The organism is Chloroflexota bacterium (assembly GCA_014360905.1).
Lineage (GTDB): Bacteria > Chloroflexota > Anaerolineae > UBA2200 > UBA2200 > JACIWX01.
In genome coordinates this window covers 1-20,993 of record JACIWW010000034.1, presented here as the reverse complement: position 1 = coordinate 20,993, position 20,993 = coordinate 1, and the positions used below count along the sequence as shown (strand labels likewise).

Genomic DNA, 20,993 nt, shown 5'->3' with positions numbered 1-20,993 from the left:
AGGTGATGTCCTGTTTATAGAACAGAATAGCGCGGTCCAGGCAGGGCACCATGGTGGTGAACTGGCCCCCGAATCAAAGGCAAGGAGGTGGAATATGCTGCAGGCCCTCATCCTTTGTTCCTGGGCCAGCCCCCAGGCTTAACGCGACTGGTTCATTCAGGGCAAAAGCCCGTAGTGAGCAAGCCGGGCGTTCCGGCTTTTGGGCGGTGGGCTGGCACCCCCACAACCTTACTATATCACCGGTACAGGAGGTTACCAGATGTTCCGCTTAAAATTTGTCATTTGTGTATTAGCAACGGCTATGGCCTTGGCTGGCTGCGCAGCGCCTAAGGCGACTCCAACACTTACGCCAGCTCCAGCACAAGCCCCAACAGCGGGTCCGACACAAGCCCCAACCCAAGCGGCTGGTCCGCAACCTATCAAAGGCGGCATTCTGGTTGTGTCCCATGGGAGGAACGTCGCCGATACGTTGAATCAGCATACCAGTATCTACACTCCATCGCGCATGGTAGCACGCCATGTCCTCGACACGCTTGTTGCAATCAACCCAACTGATGGCTCTATCAATCCTTGTCTGGCGACTTCATGGGAAATCTCGCCAGATGGCAGGGTCTATACCTTCAAACTGAGGCAAGATGTCAAATTCCACGATGGCACACCGTTCAACGCACAGGCTGTCAAGTTTAATTTTGATTATACCGCCAGACCGGATGTTCGACATGGCTTTGCTTGGTCAGCTATCGGTGGCGAGAACTATGAAAAGTGCGAAGTTGTGGATGATTACACCGTCAAAATCTACTTCAAGGAGCCGAATTCGGCATTCTTGATTAGCTTGAGCGATGGTGGGTTGGGCATTGACTCCCCCACAGCCATGCAGCAGGCGGGAGATGATTATGGTGTGAAGGTGCTGGTTGGCACAGGGCCCTTCAAATTCAAAGAATGGGTAAAAGATGACCATGTGACATTAGTCCGCAATGATGACTACAACTGGGCGCCAACATTCTTCAAGCATCAGGGGCCTCCATATTTGGACGAGATTGTCTACCGCGATGTCCAAGATGTGGCAACGAGGGTTGCTGCGCTAGAAGCAGGTGAACTACATGTAGCAACTGTGACCGAGCCCTTCGTGGCCCAATTAAGAGCGAACCCAAATATTCAGTTGCTCACCACACCCAAAGCCGGCACGGTGCGCATGTTCACTATGAACCTTGGCAAGCCGCCCACGGATGATATCCGGGTGCGCCGAGCGGTTAACCATGCCATAAACAAAGCGGCGCTCTTGCAGCTCCCAGCTTGGTCAGGCATCGGAAGAGTTGCTATCGCTCCCCTGCCCTCCAACATGGTACCCGGCGGGGATTTGAGCGCGCTCAAACCATATGATTATGAGTATGACCCGGATAAAGCCAGGGCCTTGCTAGAGGAGGCAGGCTGGAAAGTGGGTGCGGATGGTATCCGCGAGAAAGACGGACAGAAACTAGTTCTAGATATGGCTACGACAGAAGCGTCTATCCCCCAAGTGGAACCCATCGAACAGATGTTACGTGAAGTGGGTATTAAACTGAACATACGCACTGGCGATTTCAACTTCTGGATCTCCGAATGCGAGAAGGGCAACTACAACATCACCTTGATGAGCGATAGCGGCTATAATTCCTTGTTCCTGTTGGAGGAGTTCTGGCTCTCAACTTCCGCTGGCAACTGGCAGGCATATAAGAATCCCGTCGTGGACGAGCAATTGGCGAGGATGCGCGCCGCTACCACGCAGCAGGAATACTGGGAAGCTGCTTTTGCTGTGATGGCAGAGACTATGAAAGATGCTCAGGGTGTCAATGCTTGGGAACAGGATTACATCTATGGTACCTCTGTCAAAGTGCGCGACGTAGGCTTTAACGAAATTGGCTTCCCCTTCTTCTACGACACCTGGATTGAGAAGTAAAAGCACTGTGCCAGGTAGTAGGAGGCAACCCTGCTACCTGGCATGTAGTCCCTATCTGGAGTTAGAAAGATGTGGCGTTACATTCTTAATCGGCTGATTTGGGTCATCCCAATTATTTTTGCTATTACCCTACTCGTATTTTCCATGCTCCACCTGGTGCCTGGTGACCCCGTTCGTGCTATGTTTGTGGAATCGGGTGGCGCGACAGCAGAGCAAATTGCTCAGATTCGGCACTTGTTGGGTTTAGATCGTCCACTACACATACAGTATCTGGACTATATCAGCAAGGCACTTCGAGGCGATTTGGGACGCTCCATGATTACCCAACAACCCGTTTTCGAACTGATTCGCTCCAATTTTCCTAGCACCTTCCAACTCGCACTAGCAGGGATGAGCCTGGCTATCCTCCTTGGCACAATCTTAGGCATTGCAGCGGCTCTGCATCACAACTCATGGCTGGATAACCTTACCATGCTCCTTGCTACTCTGGGGGTTTCCATGCCCAGCTTTTGGTTAGGTTTGTTGCTCATCTATCTTTTTGGCATCAGACTGCGTTGGGTGCCCATTACTTCGGGTACAGATTTGAAACGTTTGGCACTGCCAGCAATTGCGCTTGGGTTCCAGGCAGCCGCGATTATCGCGCGTATGGTGCGTTCTAGTTTGCTGGAAGTGCTAAGGGAAGATTACATCCGTACAGCCCGCGCCAAAGGGCTTAGCAACTCCGTAGTGATCTTGCGCCACGCTTTTCGCAATGCCCTCATCCCAGTGGTCACCGTGGTCGGTTTGCAGTTTGGTGGTCTGCTTGGAGGGGCGGTAATCGTTGAGAGCGTTTTCGCTCGGCGGGGGATTGGGCAATTGCTGGTTGGGGCACTTCAAGCGCGCGACTTTCCCCTGGCTCAGGGATGCGTGTTATTCGTCGCAGTCACATATGTACTGGTGAATTTAGTCGTAGATTTGCTGTATGGATTTCTCGATCCTCGTATACAATACCGTTCGAGTCCAGCCGCATCGTAGGAAGGGAAAAGGCAACAATGCAAATGGAGAAGCATTCAATCCCAGCAGTTGGCTATTTTGCGCTTTATCCCGACGATGTGGTATGATGCGCCAGAGGAGGCTTGAATGTCTGGTCCAGAGGGACTACGTAGGGTTCTGCGCAGCGATGTTTTGACCATTTGTTTGGTCATCTTCTGTGCAGACATTATGTCGGGCGTTGTTTCTCCCACCTTTTCTCTATATGCCAAACAACTAGGCGCCTCATTGACGCTTATTGGCATACTCAGCAGCACAGTTGGTATTACACGTCTGTTCGTTTCCATGCCTCTGGGCTTCTTATCGGATAGAGTAGGGAGGAAAATCGTGGTTACTCTGGGCATGATCAGTTTTGCCACGGCTCTAGTGCTCTTTGCCATAGCACCAAACGCATATTTCCTGTTGATCGGACGAGTCGTCGATGGGATAGCCATGGTTTGCACTTTTTTGATTGGTGCAGCGTATGTCAGCGACATTGTGGCGCCGGAGGAACGCGGGTTGGCCTTCGGATTGTACTCCACTGCTATGGGGTTGGGATTTACCATTGGACCTTTGTTTGGAGCAGCGGTTGCAGCACGCTATGGCATTGCTGGCAGTTATTGGGCTGGCGCAGCAGTAGGTCTAACAGGAGCCATAATGGGTGCCTGGCGTTTGCAGAACATTCGCACTACCGGCGCCATCTCGGCCACTCAGCAGCGATCACTATTGGCTGATTTACAGCAGATGATGCATAATCGCAATCTGCTGGCCGGCTCTCTAGCCAACCTGCTGATGAGCATGGTTTTCAGCGGAGCCGTGGTTAATTTCTTTCCCGTGTATGCAGCGCAGGTTGGTATACCGCAGACAGTCATCAATTCTATGTTCTCTGCTCGTGCTTTGCTTTCCACATCCGCACGGTTGCCAACAGGAGCAGTAGCAAGCAAGATACCGAGCCGAGCGGTGATGATGATTGCTTTAACCATAGCAGTAGTGGTGATGTTCCTTGTGCCCCAGACACAGCAACGCCTTACTCTTAGCCTGCTGCTGATCCTGGAGGGTGTAGCCTTCGGTTCGTTCTTGACTTCGGGTCAAATCTTCGTAGCTCAGCATTCTACCACTGAGACTCGCGGAGCAGCCGTTGGCGCTTACAGCGCTGCTGGCAGTCTGGGTAGCATTTTCAGTCCCATTGTGCTGGGTATAGTTGCTGATCTAGGAGGAGTGCATACGGTCTTCAGGTTGACTAGCCTCTTGGTTTTGATGGGCATATTTGGCATTGCCTATCTCTACTCTGGCAAGAACCTGTTTCAGCCCGTGCTCAAACGGGTTGGGAAACTTGCTGGGCGTTCGGACCTCTGAATGGCAAATAGAGTCTGTTCCGCCTGTTCTTACTGCTGCAGCGGACATGCAGGTGGGTGTACAAAGGCGCTCACCTCCCCATACTCTTTCCCCCGGTTTGCTTAGAAGGATTGTCCATTTGCTATGTGGTGAGGGAAAAGACCCTGTTGGTCATGCTGAAACGAGACAACGATCTGCCGAAGCCCCCTGACGATTATAGGACAGAGAATTCTGCGCTCAGAATGACCAGAAGCAATTTGTTAACGCTCTCTGTGCTCTCTGCCAGGACACGCCACTTGGCATAAGACGGCCAGATGTGGTACAATAGCGTTTGCTATGTCCAAAATTCTATCGAGATTTCCAAGAATATATCGCTTGATCGTGTGCGACCTGGATGGAACAGTGCTCACACACGACTACAAGTTGAGCACCACAGTACGCGAGGCAATGCAGGCTATTGTGGATGCAGGGCTCTGGATTACCATTTCCAGCGGTCGAGGGTATCAGATGCTCAAGCCGTTTCTTGGCTCGCTGCCGCTCAATGCTCCCGTCATTGGTTGCAACGGCGGCTTGATCTTTGATCCCAACACGCGCCAGGTTCTCTACCTAAAGCTAATGCCCCTCCCCCTAGCCCACAAAGTGATACGCCTGGCTCAGCAGGATGGGTTGGGCATTCGCGTCTACCTCGATGATATGGAAACAATGCTTGAGTACCGCCAAGGGGAACCGGGCTTTGTCCTCACGCGGGATGGAACCGTGGTTAGTCAGGGCATTGACCCCATGGCTGCACTTTCACGACCTCCCCATAAATTGGTTGTTTATTCCCACTCTCCAGATTCAACCCCTGCAGTTGTAGAACGCCTACAAGAGCAAATAGGTTACCAAGCGCATGTGGTAGCTTCCAACACACAGATCATAGAGATCATTGTGCCTGGCATCTCCAAAGCTACAGGTATATCGTGGTTAGCCAAGTATCTGGGTGTAGCGCGCAAGGAAACCATGGCTATTGGCGATGGGGACAATGACATCGAGATGCTGGAATGGGCCGGATTTGGCGTCGCCATGGGCAATGCTACTCCTGCAGCAAAAGCCGTTGCTGATTGGATTGCTCCTCCCGTGGAAGAAGATGGGATGGCAATCGCATTACAACGGTTTGTGTTGAATTCTGTTAAAACGACTCAATAATTTATTGGCTCTTGCTGAAATTCAAGAAAGGGACATTGGAACTAATGAAACAACGTCAAGGATGCCTGGAAGGACTATTTGAACTGTTCATGCTTAACGTAGTTTTCGATTGGTTGCAGGATCACTTTGGCTGGGGGCGCGGTCTTTCCTGCGTTGGTTGTGGCTGTGGTTTCCTGCTGTTCATCCTCTTTATCCTGCTAGCGTGCAATATCATTTTCTCGACAGATTGGTTCCGTTTGACAAGATCTATCCTCCAAGGATTCATCTAAGTTTGAAAACATCTCCGAATAAGAAGAAAACTGTTGCGCTGTGCGGGCCATGAAGCTGCCTATTCTTACACACAGTGTAGTAGAGACAGGATAGACAAGTGATGAGATTAGGTGAACTGCTGGCTGCTTTGCCGCATAGAATTATGCTTTCTTCCCAGATTGGCGCGCCACAGGTCGAAATCACAGGTATTAGCTGTGATTCTCGATCGGTACGGCCAGGCAATCTATTTGTGGCCATTGCCGGAGTAGAAGCAGATGGCCACTCCTTTATCCCTGAGGCCCTGAGGAAAGGGGCAGCGGCGGTTGTTGGGCAAAAGCCTGAATCCGACATCTTTCCGCAAGGTTCTCCAGTATCATACTGCACAGTCACAGACTCAAGAGAAGCGTTGGCATGGCTTGCTGCAGCATGGTATGGACATCCGGCACGCCAGCTACGCGTTATTGGCGTCACTGGCACAGATGGCAAGACCACTACTGTGCGCTTAATCAGCGCTATCCTGCAAGCAGCTGGGTACCGCATTGGGTGGATTAGCACCGTGAGTGCTCTCATTGGTGACGTGGAGGTGGACACTGGCCTGCATACCACTACACCCGATGCACTTGATATGCAGAACTATCTCTCGCAAATGCTTGCTCAGGGCACACAATACGTGGTCATTGAAGCAACTTCGCATGGGCTGGCACAGCATCGAGTTACAGCTTGCGAATTCGACGTGGCGGTTGTAACCAACATCACCCACGAACACCTGGATTATCATGGCACGTTCGAGGAGTATCGGGCTGCCAAAGCACGCCTGTTCGAGATCTTGACCGATTCTTACCACAAGCCGGGCGTATCCAAAATTGCTATCCTCAACGCAGATGATCCTTCCTATGATTTTCTCAAAGGCATTAGTGCTGTACGTTGCTATTCCTATGGCATAGAGAAATCCAGCGATATACAGGCACGGCATATTCATACTTCTTCGTCTGGACTTTCATTCCAAGCGGTAACGCCAGGCGGAGAATTCCACGTTATGTCACCGTTGGTTGGCTCTTTCAATGTTTACAATATTCTGGCTGCTATTGCCGTGGGAGTCTCGCAGGAACTCTCTTTCGAAGCCATGCAACGCGGCATCCTCGCCATAAGCGGGGTAACCGGACGCATGGAACGCATTGAGCTGGGGCAGAATTTCACCATCCTCATTGATTTTGCTCATACCCCTAATGCCTTGAGAAACGCGCTGCAAACGGTGCGTACCATGACGCAAGGCAGGGTGATCGTGGTGTTCGGTTGTGCTGGCTTGCGCGACCGCACCAAACGCCCTATCATGGGCGAAATCGCAGGCCGCCTAGCAGACCATATTTTCCTCACTGCAGAAGACCCGCGCACTGAGGATGTCCATGATATCATCCAACAGATCGCAGTCGGCTGCGAACGAGCTGGACGCCGCGAAGGGGTGGATTACTGGAAGATACCAGATCGAAGGGAAGCTATTTCTGCTGCCATTGCCATGGCCAGGGCAGGCGATTTGGTCATCGTTACCGGTAAGGGCCACGAGCGTTCGATGTGTTTCGGAACTACGGAATACCCCTGGAGCGAATATGAAGCAGTGAAGAAAGCACTGCGTGCGCGGCTTGGTGGTAAAACCCGCTAGATCGCCATGGCCCTAGGTGAGGATTAGGCACTTCTTCCACAGTTAAAACAGACGCGGTCACTGGGGATTCCCACCTCTAAGAATCGGTTCCCTAGCTCGAGACTCCGTCATCACCGAGCTGGCTCAGCCACCACGCAACCGCTCGACATCGGACAAGATCTGGTAAAACTGTGGCGATACCCTAGGCTTGATGATGCTTAGCCTAGTAAAGATCTCGCCATGTGTTCCATCAGCATATTGGCCGGCGCACCAGCAAATATCAGCGGTTAGATCGCCTAGCTTGGCTCCCGTAATACAATTGCAGTATTCTTCAAGATCTTCTTTCTTATCTCTCAAGATCATTCCGTTGGTCAGTAGCGGATCCAAAGTTTCGAGCAGTAGATTGTGCACGGAGCCACGATAGCCTTTAGGGAAGGATATAGTTCCATCCAGGCCCAGCAAAACATTGGTGTCCCGGTCATGAGACGTGTGCGGCGTTATGGCCGCACCCGCTCTGGCTAGACTCATTAGTCCATAAACAGGATTGGACGGGAACATCGTTGCTAGAGCCTTGGGTGGGATGGGAGTATGAGTAGGAGTGGGGGTATGCCATAGCACAGCGATGCGCAAGTAGCCCTCCTTTGGCTCAACGCAGAGTGCTCGGCCGTAAGGAAGGGACACTCGTGTCCACTGCGGATCCTCCATGAGACGCTGAAAGAACGCCATCACCAGAGCCCGTGTAATAGCGTCCGGTGCTCCTTCGACCTCGAGTCCTTCAGGGATCAGAAGCACCGCACCTTCCTCTGCTCTTGTGAGCATCGTTGCAGTAGCAGTCAAGACCCCAACTCCTGTAAGCTCGACGCGCGCCTGGAAATAGATTCCCTCAGGACAGATGGTCGTGTATACTCCCTGAAGCGAAACTCCTGGCTGGTTGATGCTTTTGGGTAGCTGCTTAGCCAACTCTTTGCTAGAAATCTCTACAAGTCGTATCCCTGGGGTGGCGGTCAGAATATGCTCGATCAAGCATTGGGTAGGCGTTGCAGATGGAGCGGGCGTGAAAGTCGCCGCAATGGTCGGCGTGGCTGTAGGCGTTGGACTAGATGTTATAGTGGGGGTTGATATGGGCAGTGGAGTGTTGGTCTCTGTGGGCGTTGGTACAGGCGTTGCAGTTGGGGTTGGCGTTGCGCATGTGGTCACCCAGGTTAGAGAAAGGAACATCACACAAGCCATCGCGCATCTGGTTTTTCTATTCATCCCATCTATTCCTCCCAAAGCCTGGTTTCCAGCACCTGGTCATCTCGAAAGTTCTCCAACTGCAGGTAATAGCGAACTGTTTCGAGGATCACGGTCAGCGGTACCAAGCCCACGATCTCGCTGCCCACTACTGGAACACCGTAGCGGGCTGCCTCTATCCGCACCATCTCCAGTACACGGTAAAGGGGCGTCTGGAAAGGATCGGTGACATTCATCGTCACTTGCGCTAGGTTGCGTTCCTGAAGCATCACCCCTAGCGCTTTGACATTTTGCAGCCCACCAGTTTTAGCACGTAAGGCTCGGGCAATTGCTTTCGCAACGCGAACATCAGATGTGCCCAAGTTGACATTGTACGCTACTAGGTATATGCGAGCCCCAACCGCAGTAGCTCCTGCAGTGGGGTGTGGTCGGTCTGGGCCAAAGTCAGGCTTCCACTTGGGATCAGCCAGCTTTTGGGGCAATCCCTCGTATTCACCTTGTCGCACATCGGCCAGGTTACGCCTCTGAGGGCACGTAGCCGCTGCTTCGTATAGATAGACCGGGATGCCCAATTCTTCGCCAAGCCGTTGCCCTACTTGGCGGGCCACTGCAATGGCTTCTTCCATGCTGGCCTGACCAAGGGGCACGAACGGAATCACATCCACTGCCCCCATACGTGGGTGCGCGCCGCGATGCTGGTTCATGTCAATCCGCTCCACTGCCTTGGCACTGACACGAAAAGCAGCTTCAGCAGCGGTTTCGGGAGAACCCACAAAGGTGAGCACAGTGCGATTGTGGTCCTTGTCCGAAGCGACATCGAGCACACGCACTCCCTTTGCTGCAGCCACAATAGCACAAATGACCTCTTCTCTTCTGCCTTCGCTAAAGTTGAGCGCACACTCCAGAAGCTTGACCATTTTCTCCTCTATGAACTCTTTTCCCTAGCTGATAGCAATGCCTCTGTCACTACAAAAAACAATAGCATCAAAAGCGCATTCGCCCAATTCAACGCCTGTGTTATGCGCAACCCAACACACAGGGTCACAAATAAAGCTGCTAACGCGCTTTGGCGAGCAGCGGAAGATATAGCGCCTTCCAATTTTTCTGCTCGCAAATGGAGTGCATACACTAGAGGCAGGAAAGTGGCTAAGAGCGTTGGCCATAGCGCAGCCACAACGATCCATCTGTTCCATGCATTGGGAGGATTGTAATAAGTGAAGGAAGCCAGGCTAGTCCAGCCGAGAAAAGCCAAGATGATAGAGAGAGCCAAAATGCCCCGTGTGCTCATCGGCTGCTCCCTATCGGGCTTCCTTGCCTTGTAGGGCTTGTAGCAGATAGGCTAGGGCCTGTTCGTAGAGGGGTTTATTTTCCGCGTGTAGCTGTCCAAAATACCGATCGAATTTTCCCCCAGAGACCAGGTAAGCGAGTGCGCCGAGGTAAGTATGCCAGCGGGTATAGGAACCCTTGAGCGTCCCTTGGGGATCGAAGAGGAGTAGCGGGTGTTGCTCACTAGCGATGATAAAGTGAGACGGTAGGTCAAAATGGGTCGCCTGGAGCAGAATAGCGATAAGCTCTTCATCCTCACCGCCTGGAAATCGCTCCGCATCGTGGCTTAGGTAGAGAGAGGGATCAAAACCAATATCCTGCAGAATGCGTGTATAGCATTGTACACCCCAGCGGCGCACACTGTGCACACAGCCACTTTCGCCAATCCATACCTCTGGACAGGCATCCGCATACCCAGCAGGCAACTGGATCACAGCCTGGCGGCTGTGCAATTCCCCCTTTGAGTCAACGTCCCAGTAATAGACGACCCAATCCTCAGTGGGATAGAGCCCAGGCAGGTTGTTGATGGGCCTTCCATCATCTTTGGCTGTGCTGGGACGCATGGTATTTCCCGAAGATTTAGGCATGGCTATACCTTTCACAAATACGACACTTGAGAGACGGACATCTCCCTTTCATGCCCTGACAGCCTTGTTCTACACGTTGTCAACTCGTAGTATAAACTTCAAATGCAATCTTGTCAATCTTGGTTGCAAGTTTATCCTGTGGTATAATTCAAAAAAGAAACTATGTCTATTGTGGTTGCGGAAAATTTGAGTAAATACTACGGGGCACAGGATATTTTTTCCGATGTCTCGTTTCAAATTGCCCATGGCGATAAGATTGCCCTTGTTGGTGCCAATGGTGTGGGCAAGACGACTCTGCTGCGCATCATCGCAGGTCTGGAAAGCCCCTCTTCTGGACAGTTGCATATAGCCAAGGGCATACGCATCGGCTACTTGAGTCAGAACGCTAATGTGCAGAGCAAGCACACCTTGTACCAGGAAATGCTCCAAGTATTTGCTCATCTCCAAGCACAGCAGGAGAGGCTACGCGAGCTGGAAGCAGAAATGGCAGATCCTAACCGCCGAGCTAAAGCCATGGAACGCTACGGCGAATTGCTGCAGGTTTTCGAATTGGCTGGCGGGTATACCTACGAGCACGAGATCAAACGCGTGCTGATGGGGCTTGGCTTTGAGGAGGCTGATTTTGACCAGCCCATGACCATGCTGAGCGGTGGGCAAAGGACACGGGCACAACTGGCCAAGCTCCTGCTTTCTAATCCCAACCTCCTGCTCCTTGATGAACCAACCAATCACCTGGATCTGCAGGCTACCCAATGGTTGGAGCAATACCTGGCGCAGTGGAAAGGCAGTCTGGTGGTCGTGGCCCATGATCGCTATTTTTTGGATACGGTTGCCAATCGAGTATGGGAAATGAGCTTCGGGGTACTGGAGCAGTACAGCGGCAATTACAGTCATTACATCCCATTGCGATCTGAACGCCTCCGCCAGCGCCACGCAGAGTATGAAGCACAACAGGAGTATATTGCCCACGCAGAAGAATTCATCCGCCGCTACAAGGCTGGGCAACGTTCGCGTGAAGCCAGAGGCCGCGAGAAGCGCTTGCAGTACTTAGTGCCTGTTGAACGACCGCGGCAGCAGAAGACGATGAAGTTTGAACTTACCAGCAAGGTGCGTGGTGGGAACAATGTGCTGACCATCCGCGGATTGCAAGTAGGTTACGATCACCCTCTTATTCGTTGCCCTGATTTGCTTCTCCTTCGTCGTCAGCGTGTGGCCTTGCTGGGCCCTAACGGTTGTGGCAAGACGACTTTGCTGAAGACGATTATAGGCGAAGTGCCCCCACTGGCAGGACAAGTCAAGGTAGGGATCAACGTACAAGTAGCTTACCTCGCACAAGGCCACGAGAACCTGCGCGAGGAAAATGCCGTGCTCGAAGAGATACTACGGGTGAAAGATCTACCCCTAGAAGCAGCCCGCGGCTATCTGGGACGCTTTCTCTTTACTGGCGATGATGTATTCAAGCGCATCGCCAGCCTGAGCGGTGGGGAACGAAGCAGAGTGGCGCTAGCCATGCTGGCCCTACAGGGGGCTAATCTCTTGCTGCTGGACGAGCCGACCAACCAACTAGATATTCCATCGCAAGAACTCCTCGAGCAGGTTCTGCAGAACTTTGATGGCACAATCCTGTTTGTCTCCCACGATCGTTATTTTATTGACGCTTTGGCTACTCAGGTTTGGGCTATTGAAAAAGGCGAGTTACGAGCATATGAAGGAAATTACACTGCATACCTGGAGCAGATGGAGAAAGAAAAGGCACAGGCAGAGGCCATGGTAGCTGCGCAGGAGCGCAAACAGAGCCCTCGGCAAGTTGTGCGCAGACTCCAACGGGCACAGGCACTCTCCCAACAGCGTGAAGAGAGACGAGCTGAGCTGGAAGAAGAGATTCAACGGCTGGAAATGCGCCTGTCTATGCTTGCTCAAGAATTGGAAATGGCCAGTCGGGCACAGCGAGTGGATCGCGTGTATGACTTGAGTATGCAGACTTGCAAGAAGAGTTGCAAAAACGGCTAGAAGAGTGGACGAAGGTAGCTTAAACGTGAATGTGGGGGATGCACTTGAAGCACAAAGACCTGTATGTTATCGGACTCACTGGTAATATTGCGGTAGGCAAAAGCGTAGTGGCAGCAATGCTGGCAGAACTTGGTGCCCGTGTGATTGACGCTGATGCTCTCGCCCATGAGGTCATGCAAGCAGGCACGCCGACCTGGCAGCGCGTGATAGATGAATTTGGAGCAGACATTCTACAGTCAGATGGTGAAATCAACCGAAAGACGCTAGGTGCAAGGGTCTTTGCTGACCCAGTAGCTTTGGCACGACTGGAAGCAATCGTCCACCCGGCAGTGATTCGCGAAGCAGAGCGACGGATGCAAAACGAAGCCTCTAGATCCGAGCCCAATGGTATCAAGGTAGTTGTTCTTGAGGCAATCAAACTGATCGAATCTGGCATGCACCATCGCTGTGATGAACTGTGGGTAGTAACCTGTCCACGCGAGCAACAAATTCAGCGTCTGATGGCAACCCGCGGGATAAGCAAAGCCGAAGCCGAACTACGCATCACCGCACAACCACCTCAAGAGGATAAAATTGCCTTGGCGGACGTAGTTATTGACAATAGCGGAGACCTGGAGCAGACGCGAATGCAAGTCCATCGAGAATGGGAACGCATCTGCGCCACGACTCCGAGCAGGGAAGGCGAGGCAGCGAAAGAACACCGCTCCTCGCTCGACAAGCATTACTCACCACAGATCACTTATCACGTATCAGGAGGCAATATGTCTTCATGGCGCAAGTTTATCGATGAACATCCTTTTCTGACTATGTGGGCCGTGCTCGCTGTGGGCATGGTTATCATTTTCTTGGTCACATCACGTGGCGTTGACCTGTTGCCCAGCCAGCGCCTGTTTATGGCTTTGGCTTGCGTTCTCCTCGCTGGATTGTGTGCGTGGATTGTGAGTTGGGAATAGCGCGGGTCGCTGTCAGCGCTCCGGTACAGGGATTTGGCAGGTTTCAATTCAATTCGCCATAAAACGAACATGATGAGATGAATTCAAGGAGACACGTTATGACAGGGCAGCAATCTCTGAAAATACTCTATCTTTCCGCAGAAGCAGTCCCTTTTGCCAAGACCGGGGGATTGGCTGATGTAGCAGGGTCTTTGCCCAAGGCCATCCGTGCACTGGGGCACGACATCCGTGTGGCGATGCCGCGCTACGGGCGTATTGACCCTGCCAAATTCGGGCTTAAGGAAGTGCTCCCAGCCTTCCCAGTACCTATGGATAAGCAGATGGAGGAAGCAACAGTTTTGCAGGGCTTTATAGCATCGGAAGTGCCTGTTTATTTCATCGAGAACGCAAAGTATTATGACCGCGACGGCATCTATATGTACCCGGACGATGCAGAACGGTTTATTTTTTTCTGCCGAAGCGCATTAGAGATGCTGAAACGTCTAGATTGGTGCCCTCACATCATTCATTGCAACGATTGGCACACTGCCATTATTCCCAATTGGCTGAAGACGGTCTACAAAGATGACCCCTTCTTTGCCCAAACGGCTACCGTTTATACTATCCACAACCTGGCTTATCAAGGCATTTTTGGTTATCGTGTGCTGGAGATCGCGGGCATCGCGGAATACGGCTTCATGTATCACCCTGAAATGGCCGACCTGACAGAAGTGGTGGATTTCATGGCACGTGGTATTTTCTTTACTGACGTGATTAACACCGTCAGTGAAAAGTATGCTCAGGAGATCCTTACTCCCGAGTTTGGGGAAAAACTTGATCCCCTCCTACGGGACCGCCGCGATCGTCTGTTTGGTATCTTGAACGGCATAGATTACGAAATTATGAACCCAGCAACTGATAAGTACATCGTGCAGAATTACGATGTCGAGCACCTTGAGAAGCGTGTCCAGAACAAACTTGCCTTGCAGCAGCAGGCCAACCTCAGACAGGATGCTGCCACTCCCCTCATTGGCATCATTTCACGATTGACCGATCAAAAAGGCTTTGACATCTTGGGCGATGTTTTAGATCATGTGCTAGACCTGGATCTGCAGCTCATTATATTGGGAACTGGTGATCCGCATTATCACGAGATGTTCTCGCGCATTGCTCAGACATACCCAGGCAAGGCAGCCGTATTCCTTACCTTCAATGCCGAACTGGCACAAAGAATTTATGCTGGTACAGATATGTTTTTGATGCCCTCGCGTTTTGAACCTTGTGGGCTTGGTCAGATGATCGCCATGCGCTATGGCAGTGTGCCTATCGTCCGCGCCACTGGAGGACTAGCGGATACAGTCAAAGATTTTGACCCCCGTACCGGAGAGGGGAATGGTTTTTCTTTCACGCGCTATGACCGCTGGTCATTATTTGCCACCATCGTGCGCGCATTGGAGAACTACAAGTACAGGGACACCTGGCACAGGTTGCAGGTTCGAGGCATGACGGCAGATTTCTCCTGGAATGCATCAGCCCGGAAGTATGTTGACTTGTACTACCGGGCAATTGCTGCCCGGGGCAAAGAGATCAAACTGGAAGATTACGGCATAGTGCGGAAGTAACTGAGATGTAGGTGGAGAATCAGGCAATGAGGTTGAAAAAGCAACCAATTGTCATCTAAACAAAGCACTCTGCCCTCAGTATCCGAGTTCTGCGCCTCGTCCAGATGATATTGTGTTTCCAGGCTCTCGATCAACAAGCCTCTATTGTGGTTTTAGGGTGGAAAGGACGGTGCGGCTGAGCAATCCCACACCAGGTTGTGCACTCCAGCCAGTGAAACGGTCCTCCCGATACAGATTTAGTACACGAGGAACATACAGAGGAATCTGCGGAAGGTCAGTAGCCAGCATTTCTTGTAGTTCATACAACAAATCCCGGTATTGATCACGATCCTGTACTTGTTGCATCGCTTCGACCATCTCATCATAACGCGGATTAGCATAGCCCCCATAGTTCAAGCCAAATACTCGCCCATTTCGTAGCACCCCGCATGAGCTATGGAAATAAAAGAAAGCCATTTCTGGCTCACAGAGAGAAATATCGTGCAAGATCGCGCTGAATTGGGCTTGCATCAACGCCAGCCTGATCTGGTCCTGGGCTATGGGCTCTGCCTTTGCCGCGATACCGACAGCCCCCCACTGCGCAACCACAAGATCGACAACCTTTAGAGCAGTATCCTGTTTAGGGCAGGTAATAGGTATCTGCAGCGTGCTGCCATCGGGGTTCTCTCGCAGTCCATCGCCATTCCTGTCCACGAAGCCCGCGGCTGAGAGTTCTGCTGCTGCTTCCTGTGAATCAAAGGCGATGGGAGCAATTTTTGCATTGCGCCATGGGGAACCAGGCGGAAAGAGGTCTGGCGTCCCTACATCCCCAAATCCCATGAACACCTTATCTATGATGGCTTCAGTATCAAGAGCTTGCGCCAGAGCATGGCGAAAGGTCCGATTGTTGAATGGAGCAGTGCGCAGGTTAAACAGCAGCGTGTATACGGAGAGGTCGGGAGCTTCTGCCAGATGGATACCCTTGTAATCCTCTGGGTGATCCTGCACATCGCGTGCTTGCGCTGGCGTTATATCCCAAGCGAGCGCATCCAGCTCGCCATCCTTTAGCGCCTTTAGTGCTTTGCTTTCATCGCGTTGGATTTCCAGTATCAGTGTGTTGACGATCGGTGGACTACGGTGATGAACCCCTGTATTACGCAGAACCAACTGTTTCCCCGGGACATGCTCCACAAAGAGAAAAGGTCCGGTCCCTACAGGATTGTCCAGGTTGTCGTAGTGAAGGGGATCACCTACATTTCTCCATAGCGTCGCCGGCACAATGCGCAAACCCGTACCGAGGAGGCGCACTGCATCGGGCCATGTGGTGAATAGAGTGAATTCCACCTCCACGGGGCTGATGGCTTCCACGCGATGGACAAGAGCAGCAAGCCGAGCAAATCCTGGCACCTCATTTTGTTGCGCAAGAACGAAGGAAAAGACCACATCATCAGCAGTCACAGCCTGGCCATTGTGCCACCTAGCTTGCGGATTGAGCTTGAACGTGAGCCTGCTGCCATCAGGCGTCAGGTTCCAATGCTCCGCCAGATTGGGATGCATGTCCCCATGCACATCGGTCTCCAGCAAGGTATCATAGAGCAGACTCACCACAAACTCCTCACTCGCATTGTGAGTCAGGTATGGGTTCAGAGTCTGGATGTCTTCGCGGATAGCAATGTGAAGTTCCCCAGCAGTAGGTCGTGGCGTATTCGTGGCAACGGGTGTAACAGGCTTCGTGGCAGAAGGAAGGGCGAGAGCAGTGCCAATGGGAGAAGCGCTTGTTGGCGTACGGTCCGTGGGATTAGGCGGCATCAATGTTCTACGCCTTGGAGGTGACGCACATGAAGCAAACGCTACGCAAACTATAGCCAGGATGAGCATGAGCGCTCGTTGAGATGGGCATTCCATAACTGGCTTAGCCATGTTATCGAGATGTTATCATAGTGCATTGCTTTTGTCAAAAAGCGCGATCAATTTTGTCCTTTTATTTATATGTGCTATTATTTATTGTTATGCCAAATTATGGCGAATCGAAAACAAGAGGGTGGAGAAATCACATGCTGTATCCCAAAAGCATCGTATACCTCGAGGAATTAGTGCAGGCTTTGCTGCCAGAGGAGCAAGAGCGATTCCGACGCATCTTTCAAGTAAATACAACATTTGGTGAGCTTACACCGCCTCCCGCCATGTACGAATGGATCAAACAGTATTTCGGATCAGTGGATGCAGTGCGGAAACAACGTATTGTCAAGATTACCAATCTGATCACTTTAGAAGGCGCGCTTTTCAACGAGTTGCGTGCCAGCCGCCCTATGGAAGCGAAAGCCTCCGATAATCTAGAGCAGACTATTATGGGCAATGTCGGTGATCCTTTTTGTCGTCCTCTGGAAGGGACGCCCGAGGATGTCTTTGGACGTATCAGAGGCAAGCATTGCGTCACGGCTTCCAACGTGGCCAAATACGATGGTTTTCATGGCCTCGTTATTTTTGATGAACATAACCCGCTGCGCTTTACGAACGAAGGGGTCAAAGACTATATTGACACTGCCCTGGCCTGGGCGCGAAAAGCACACTGTGTAGATAAAGAGGCGCGCTACTTCTTCCTCATGTGGAATTGCTTGTGGAGGAGTGGCGCTTCCATTTTGCACGGGCATGCTCAGATGACTCTGAGTCGAGGCATCCATTATGCCCGCATAGAGCATTTACGTCGCGCCGCATTGCTTTACAAGATAGCGCATGGCGTAAATTACTTCGATGATTTGTACGAAGTACACCAATCCCTCGGTCTGACTGTACTCCACAACAAGGTGCGTATCTTAGCCTATTTAACCCCCATCAAAGAGAAGGAAGTACTGCTTATCTCCGAGCGGCTCGATGACGATTTGAAACAGGCTATCTACCAAATCCTGCGATGCTTTGTCGAGACACTGGACGTGAGTAGCTTTAATCTCGCTCTATGTATGAGGCCGATAGACAGTGTGCAAGAAGACTGGAAGGGCTTCCCTGTTTTGGTGCGCGTAGTTGACCGCGGGGATCCAAATAACCGGACTGCTGATTTTGCTGCCATGGAACTATATGCTAGCAGCGTGATCTCCAGCGACCCATTTCACGTCGCTCAAGCGCTGCGCAACTCTTTTGGCCGCTTCCAAGCGAAGCAAAACATCGCTCATGCGCCATAAGATTCTCGGTGGGAGAATCTACGACGAGCGTTATTCAGTTTTTTCAACCTTAATTTTGGTGACTGGTTTCTGAGGCTTGCTCTCCACCTTCTCGATGGCTGCATCGAGCAAACTGCGCACAGCGAGCAATGCCTCACGGCCAGCAGCCCGACTGTGCTCCCAAAAGGCTTCGGGAAGAAAGCTTCTCTTGGTGACCCACGAGCACATGCCCTTCGCGCCACTTGCCAGCCATTCTCTAAAGCGGAACCCTTGTTCTTGCACCATGGTTTTTCACCTCCCTCCAACTCCATAGTGTCAAGAGTTGTTCTTGGACAAACATTTTAACACAAAAACACAAGCATGTCAAATAGGGTAAGCTTGCCTAGCACAATTACTAATAAACGGTAGGCGATAGGTTTGGGCTGCACGCTGGCTGTGCGTAGGTAGGTATAGGCGAAGGAAAGGGGAGTGCAGTGCCGGCAGGTAGATGAACTGTGGTACTGGAGGGCATTGGCATAGTCATGACCGAGGCTAATTTAGCCAGGGTAGCTATACAAGCCTTGGTGAATTCAACCATCATCTGCGGTTGCAGGCACGACAGCGTATCGTTTGTCGAGTGATAGTTGGGATTGAAATCCTGAAAATCTTCGATGCCCAGGATAGCTGGGTATCCATAGTTCCAGAAGGAGGCATGATCGCTACGTCCGGTCGCACCAACGATGATTTTCTCTGGGCGAAGGAGTAAACCGTACTTCGCGATGCTAACGATCAGGGCATCTGCTAGAGCAATTGAGGCAGGATTTGTTCCTGCGTGTATCTCAACAATGTGATCATTGGGCGGCACGCTTTCGTAAGCAATCATATCCAAGTTGATTACTCCGACAATGTCATCACCGCGCTGGGCTGCTTGCGCCGCATAGTGAGCGCTGCCAATCAGCCCTTGTTCCTCGCCGGCAAAATGGATAAAACGCAAGGTATGGGAAAAGGAATACTGGCTTAGGACGCGCGCTGCCTCCAGGACTGCGGCCGAGCCACTAGCGTTGTCATCAGCACCGGGCGCAGCGCGGTAAGGGTCATTGGAGGTGGAATCATAATGGGCGCATAGGATGTAAATGTGATCACTGGCGGGGCCAACACCGGCCAGTTCCGCTACCACATTGGTCATTACTTGGCCATTATGGAAGAATGGATCATAAGCTACGCGTAAGCCTACTGCCCTGTACTGATGATACAGGTATTGTGCTGCTTCGTTCAGCTTTGCTGTCGCATAAGAATAGCGCGTTCCCAACTCATTGCAGTACGGCAAAGAGTCATCGTCTTGGAGTTTGCACACATGCTGGATCAACAAAGTCGGCGACACGGCATCAACCATGGTCTGAATGCTACGACTCCATAGCAGGTTTTCCCGAGGTTTGGATAAACCAGGCTGCATTCTGCTGAGCACGATAGCGCTGGGCAGTTGTGCAATCTGAATGCCTTGCCTGGCCAAGTTCTCCACTTGGTTAGTGGTAACTTTGACGATGTAAACGCCCTTTCCATATTGGTACAGGGTGTCCACCTGAGGCAATTGGGCGCAATCATTCCCAGGGGGAGTATAAGCCAAATAATATCGTGAAAGATCAGTATCTGGATCTACTTCCAGGATTCGAACCTGAAACCCGGCTTGGCGCAATCGCGCGATTTGGTCATCCGAGCATAGGGCCGCAAGGACATCTCCCTGATAATTGAGAATGCGCAATCCCCAAGAAGCCAGTTGCTGAAGTTGGTCCCAGCCCGAATAGGAGACAGCCACCAAACGCAATCCTCCTTGCGCGCTGATTGCCATAACTAAGAGCACAGCCAACAACAAGAAGACAGCTAAGGCGCTAATGAAATGCATGCTTCTCCTGCACATGATTCTAATACCCCTACGGATGAACAGCGTGCTCAATCAAATAACTCAGTATGAGCGCAACAACGCCAGCAGCAATCATTTTCAAACCAGCGATGATAACATCTTGTTTGGATATCCTACCCAGGAATACCCCCAAAGCGAATAATGTGGATAAGGCAACGGCCAGTGCAGCGTAATAACTGTAGAGGATGTTGCCCCAGAAACGAGTCAAAAAGAAAGGCAGCAAGACAAGGAAAGAAGCTAGAAGCGGAGCGATACCATCCACGATGGCGACAACGGTTGCGGCTACTCGCGAGGCACGCCCAATACGTGTGTTGGTGAGGTCAGTTAACGTATGTTCTTCCAGATCATCCAACCCGCGTTGACGTTCAGCGGATTCAGTGAGATAAGCTCCCCATAGACCAGAGATAGCCATGGACGCGCTAGTGGTCATACCGGTAATGATGATCACTTTCGGATCGTACACAGCCGCCAGATAACTACCTGCTAGCACGCCTAAGATCGTTAAAATGCCATCGAAAGAGTTCATAGCGAAGTAGCGGCGGGCAATCTCGCCAATATCGGCGACTTCGTCGTATTCTTTCAAAAATTCTAACTTGCGTCGGAGGTATTTCATTTAGCGTGGCTGTATATCGCTTCGCCTAGTTAACTTCAAATTATATGGGAGGAGCAAAGTGGCTGCAAAAACCTGTTGCGCTTGCGCCAACAGATCGTTACCAGGTGGTACAGGCGATTTTGACAAAAGGGGGTGCTCCTGTGGTAAAAGAATTGTGGAAACAAGTGCACCAGGAGGAGCACCGCCTATGGCCGATCTGGCCTACAGGGAAGTATACGCTATGAACCGCTTTCAGGCAAGAAAACTGCTGCTGCAGACCTATCAAGAAACCAAGAGCATCAGCGCCACTG

The 20,993-nt window shown here is 51.6% G+C and carries 17 protein-coding genes and 1 pseudogene; 10 read left to right on the top strand and 8 right to left on the bottom strand.

Translation table 11 applies throughout. The features are described from left to right. Nucleotides 1-259 precede the first annotated feature (259 nt). The 6 genes from H5T67_11820 (at nucleotide 260) to H5T67_11795 (ending at nucleotide 7,370) form a co-directional block, all read left to right on the top strand. A complete protein-coding gene (locus H5T67_11820; protein MBC7245994.1) occupies nucleotides 260-1,936 on the top strand; it encodes a hypothetical protein in 1,677 nt (558 codons plus the stop codon). Nucleotides 1,937-2,005: 69 nt separating this feature from the next. Further along, nucleotides 2,006-2,950, top strand: a complete 945-nt coding sequence (locus H5T67_11815) for an ABC transporter permease (GenBank protein MBC7245993.1) — start codon at nucleotides 2,006-2,008, stop codon at nucleotides 2,948-2,950. 105 nt (nucleotides 2,951-3,055) lie between these two features. Next, the gene (locus H5T67_11810; protein MBC7245992.1) at nucleotides 3,056-4,300 is read left to right on the top strand and encodes an MFS transporter; all 1,245 of its coding nucleotides are present in this window, start codon (nucleotides 3,056-3,058) and stop codon (nucleotides 4,298-4,300) included. Nucleotides 4,301-4,681: 381 nt separating this feature from the next. Beyond that, nucleotides 4,682-5,464, top strand: coding sequence for an HAD family phosphatase (locus H5T67_11805; GenBank protein ID MBC7245991.1), 783 nt, complete (start codon nucleotides 4,682-4,684; stop codon nucleotides 5,462-5,464). A 44-nt stretch (nucleotides 5,465-5,508) separates the two neighbouring features. Further along, entirely contained in the window at nucleotides 5,509-5,733 is a 225-nt protein-coding gene (locus H5T67_11800) for a hypothetical protein (GenBank protein MBC7245990.1), read from the top strand. A 101-nt stretch (nucleotides 5,734-5,834) separates the two neighbouring features. Continuing rightward, nucleotides 5,835-7,370: a UDP-N-acetylmuramoyl-L-alanyl-D-glutamate--2,6-diaminopimelate ligase gene (locus H5T67_11795; GenBank protein ID MBC7245989.1), complete on the top strand. Its 1,536-nt coding sequence runs from the start codon at nucleotides 5,835-5,837 to the stop codon at nucleotides 7,368-7,370. Between the two features lie 123 nt (nucleotides 7,371-7,493). Here the strand turns inward: H5T67_11795 and H5T67_11790 are convergent, their stop codons facing one another. Genes H5T67_11790 through H5T67_11775 form a run of 4 tightly spaced genes read right to left on the bottom strand, consistent with a single transcriptional unit; the run spans nucleotide 7,494 to nucleotide 10,495 of the window. After that, on the bottom strand, nucleotides 7,494-8,603 hold the full coding sequence (locus H5T67_11790; protein MBC7245988.1) for a hypothetical protein: 1,110 nt from the start codon (nucleotides 8,601-8,603) through the stop codon (nucleotides 7,494-7,496). 5 nt (nucleotides 8,604-8,608) lie between these two features. After that, entirely contained in the window at nucleotides 8,609-9,499 is an 891-nt protein-coding gene (ftcD, locus tag H5T67_11785) for a glutamate formimidoyltransferase (protein MBC7245987.1), read from the bottom strand. Nucleotides 9,500-9,507: 8 nt separating this feature from the next. Beyond that, nucleotides 9,508-9,870 (bottom strand): hypothetical protein, encoded by a 363-nt coding sequence (locus H5T67_11780; GenBank protein ID MBC7245986.1) that lies wholly within the window; start codon nucleotides 9,868-9,870, stop codon nucleotides 9,508-9,510. A gap of 10 nt (nucleotides 9,871-9,880) precedes the next feature. Beyond that, nucleotides 9,881-10,495 (bottom strand): hypothetical protein, encoded by a 615-nt coding sequence (locus H5T67_11775; GenBank protein ID MBC7245985.1) that lies wholly within the window; start codon nucleotides 10,493-10,495, stop codon nucleotides 9,881-9,883. A 162-nt stretch (nucleotides 10,496-10,657) separates the two neighbouring features. Here H5T67_11775 and H5T67_11770 point away from each other — a divergent pair. The 3 genes and pseudogenes from H5T67_11770 to H5T67_11760 all read left to right on the top strand — a co-directional run bounded on the left by H5T67_11770 (nucleotide 10,658) and on the right by H5T67_11760 (nucleotide 15,059). Then, nucleotides 10,658-12,528, top strand: a pseudogene (locus H5T67_11770) (ABC-F family ATP-binding cassette domain-containing protein). A gap of 21 nt (nucleotides 12,529-12,549) precedes the next feature. Beyond that, nucleotides 12,550-13,458 carry a dephospho-CoA kinase gene (locus H5T67_11765; protein MBC7245984.1) on the top strand — a complete coding sequence of 303 codons (909 nt, stop codon included), beginning with the start codon at nucleotides 12,550-12,552 and terminating at the stop codon, nucleotides 13,456-13,458. A gap of 98 nt (nucleotides 13,459-13,556) precedes the next feature. After that, nucleotides 13,557-15,059 (top strand): glycogen synthase, encoded by a 1,503-nt coding sequence (locus tag H5T67_11760; protein MBC7245983.1) that lies wholly within the window; start codon nucleotides 13,557-13,559, stop codon nucleotides 15,057-15,059. Between the two features lie 141 nt (nucleotides 15,060-15,200). Here the strand turns inward: H5T67_11760 and H5T67_11755 are convergent, their stop codons facing one another. Further along, nucleotides 15,201-16,847: an ABC transporter substrate-binding protein gene (locus tag H5T67_11755; protein ID MBC7245982.1), complete on the bottom strand. Its 1,647-nt coding sequence runs from the start codon at nucleotides 16,845-16,847 to the stop codon at nucleotides 15,201-15,203. A gap of 245 nt (nucleotides 16,848-17,092) precedes the next feature. Between H5T67_11755 and H5T67_11750 the strand changes: the two genes are divergently transcribed. Next, nucleotides 17,093-18,214 (top strand): hypothetical protein, encoded by a 1,122-nt coding sequence (locus H5T67_11750; GenBank protein MBC7245981.1) that lies wholly within the window; start codon nucleotides 17,093-17,095, stop codon nucleotides 18,212-18,214. Between the two features lie 30 nt (nucleotides 18,215-18,244). Here H5T67_11750 and H5T67_11745 read toward each other — a convergent pair whose 3' ends face one another. The 3 genes from H5T67_11745 to H5T67_11735 all read right to left on the bottom strand — a co-directional run bounded on the left by H5T67_11745 (nucleotide 18,245) and on the right by H5T67_11735 (nucleotide 20,703). After that, complete coding sequence (locus tag H5T67_11745) at nucleotides 18,245-18,478, bottom strand: hypothetical protein (protein MBC7245980.1); 234 nt, start codon at nucleotides 18,476-18,478, stop codon at nucleotides 18,245-18,247. A 109-nt stretch (nucleotides 18,479-18,587) separates the two neighbouring features. Then, nucleotides 18,588-20,072, bottom strand: a complete 1,485-nt coding sequence (locus H5T67_11740) for a M20/M25/M40 family metallo-hydrolase (protein ID MBC7245979.1) — start codon at nucleotides 20,070-20,072, stop codon at nucleotides 18,588-18,590. A gap of 28 nt (nucleotides 20,073-20,100) precedes the next feature. Next, nucleotides 20,101-20,703, bottom strand: coding sequence for a hypothetical protein (locus H5T67_11735; protein MBC7245978.1), 603 nt, complete (start codon nucleotides 20,701-20,703; stop codon nucleotides 20,101-20,103). Nucleotides 20,704-20,993: the final 290 nt, after the last annotated feature.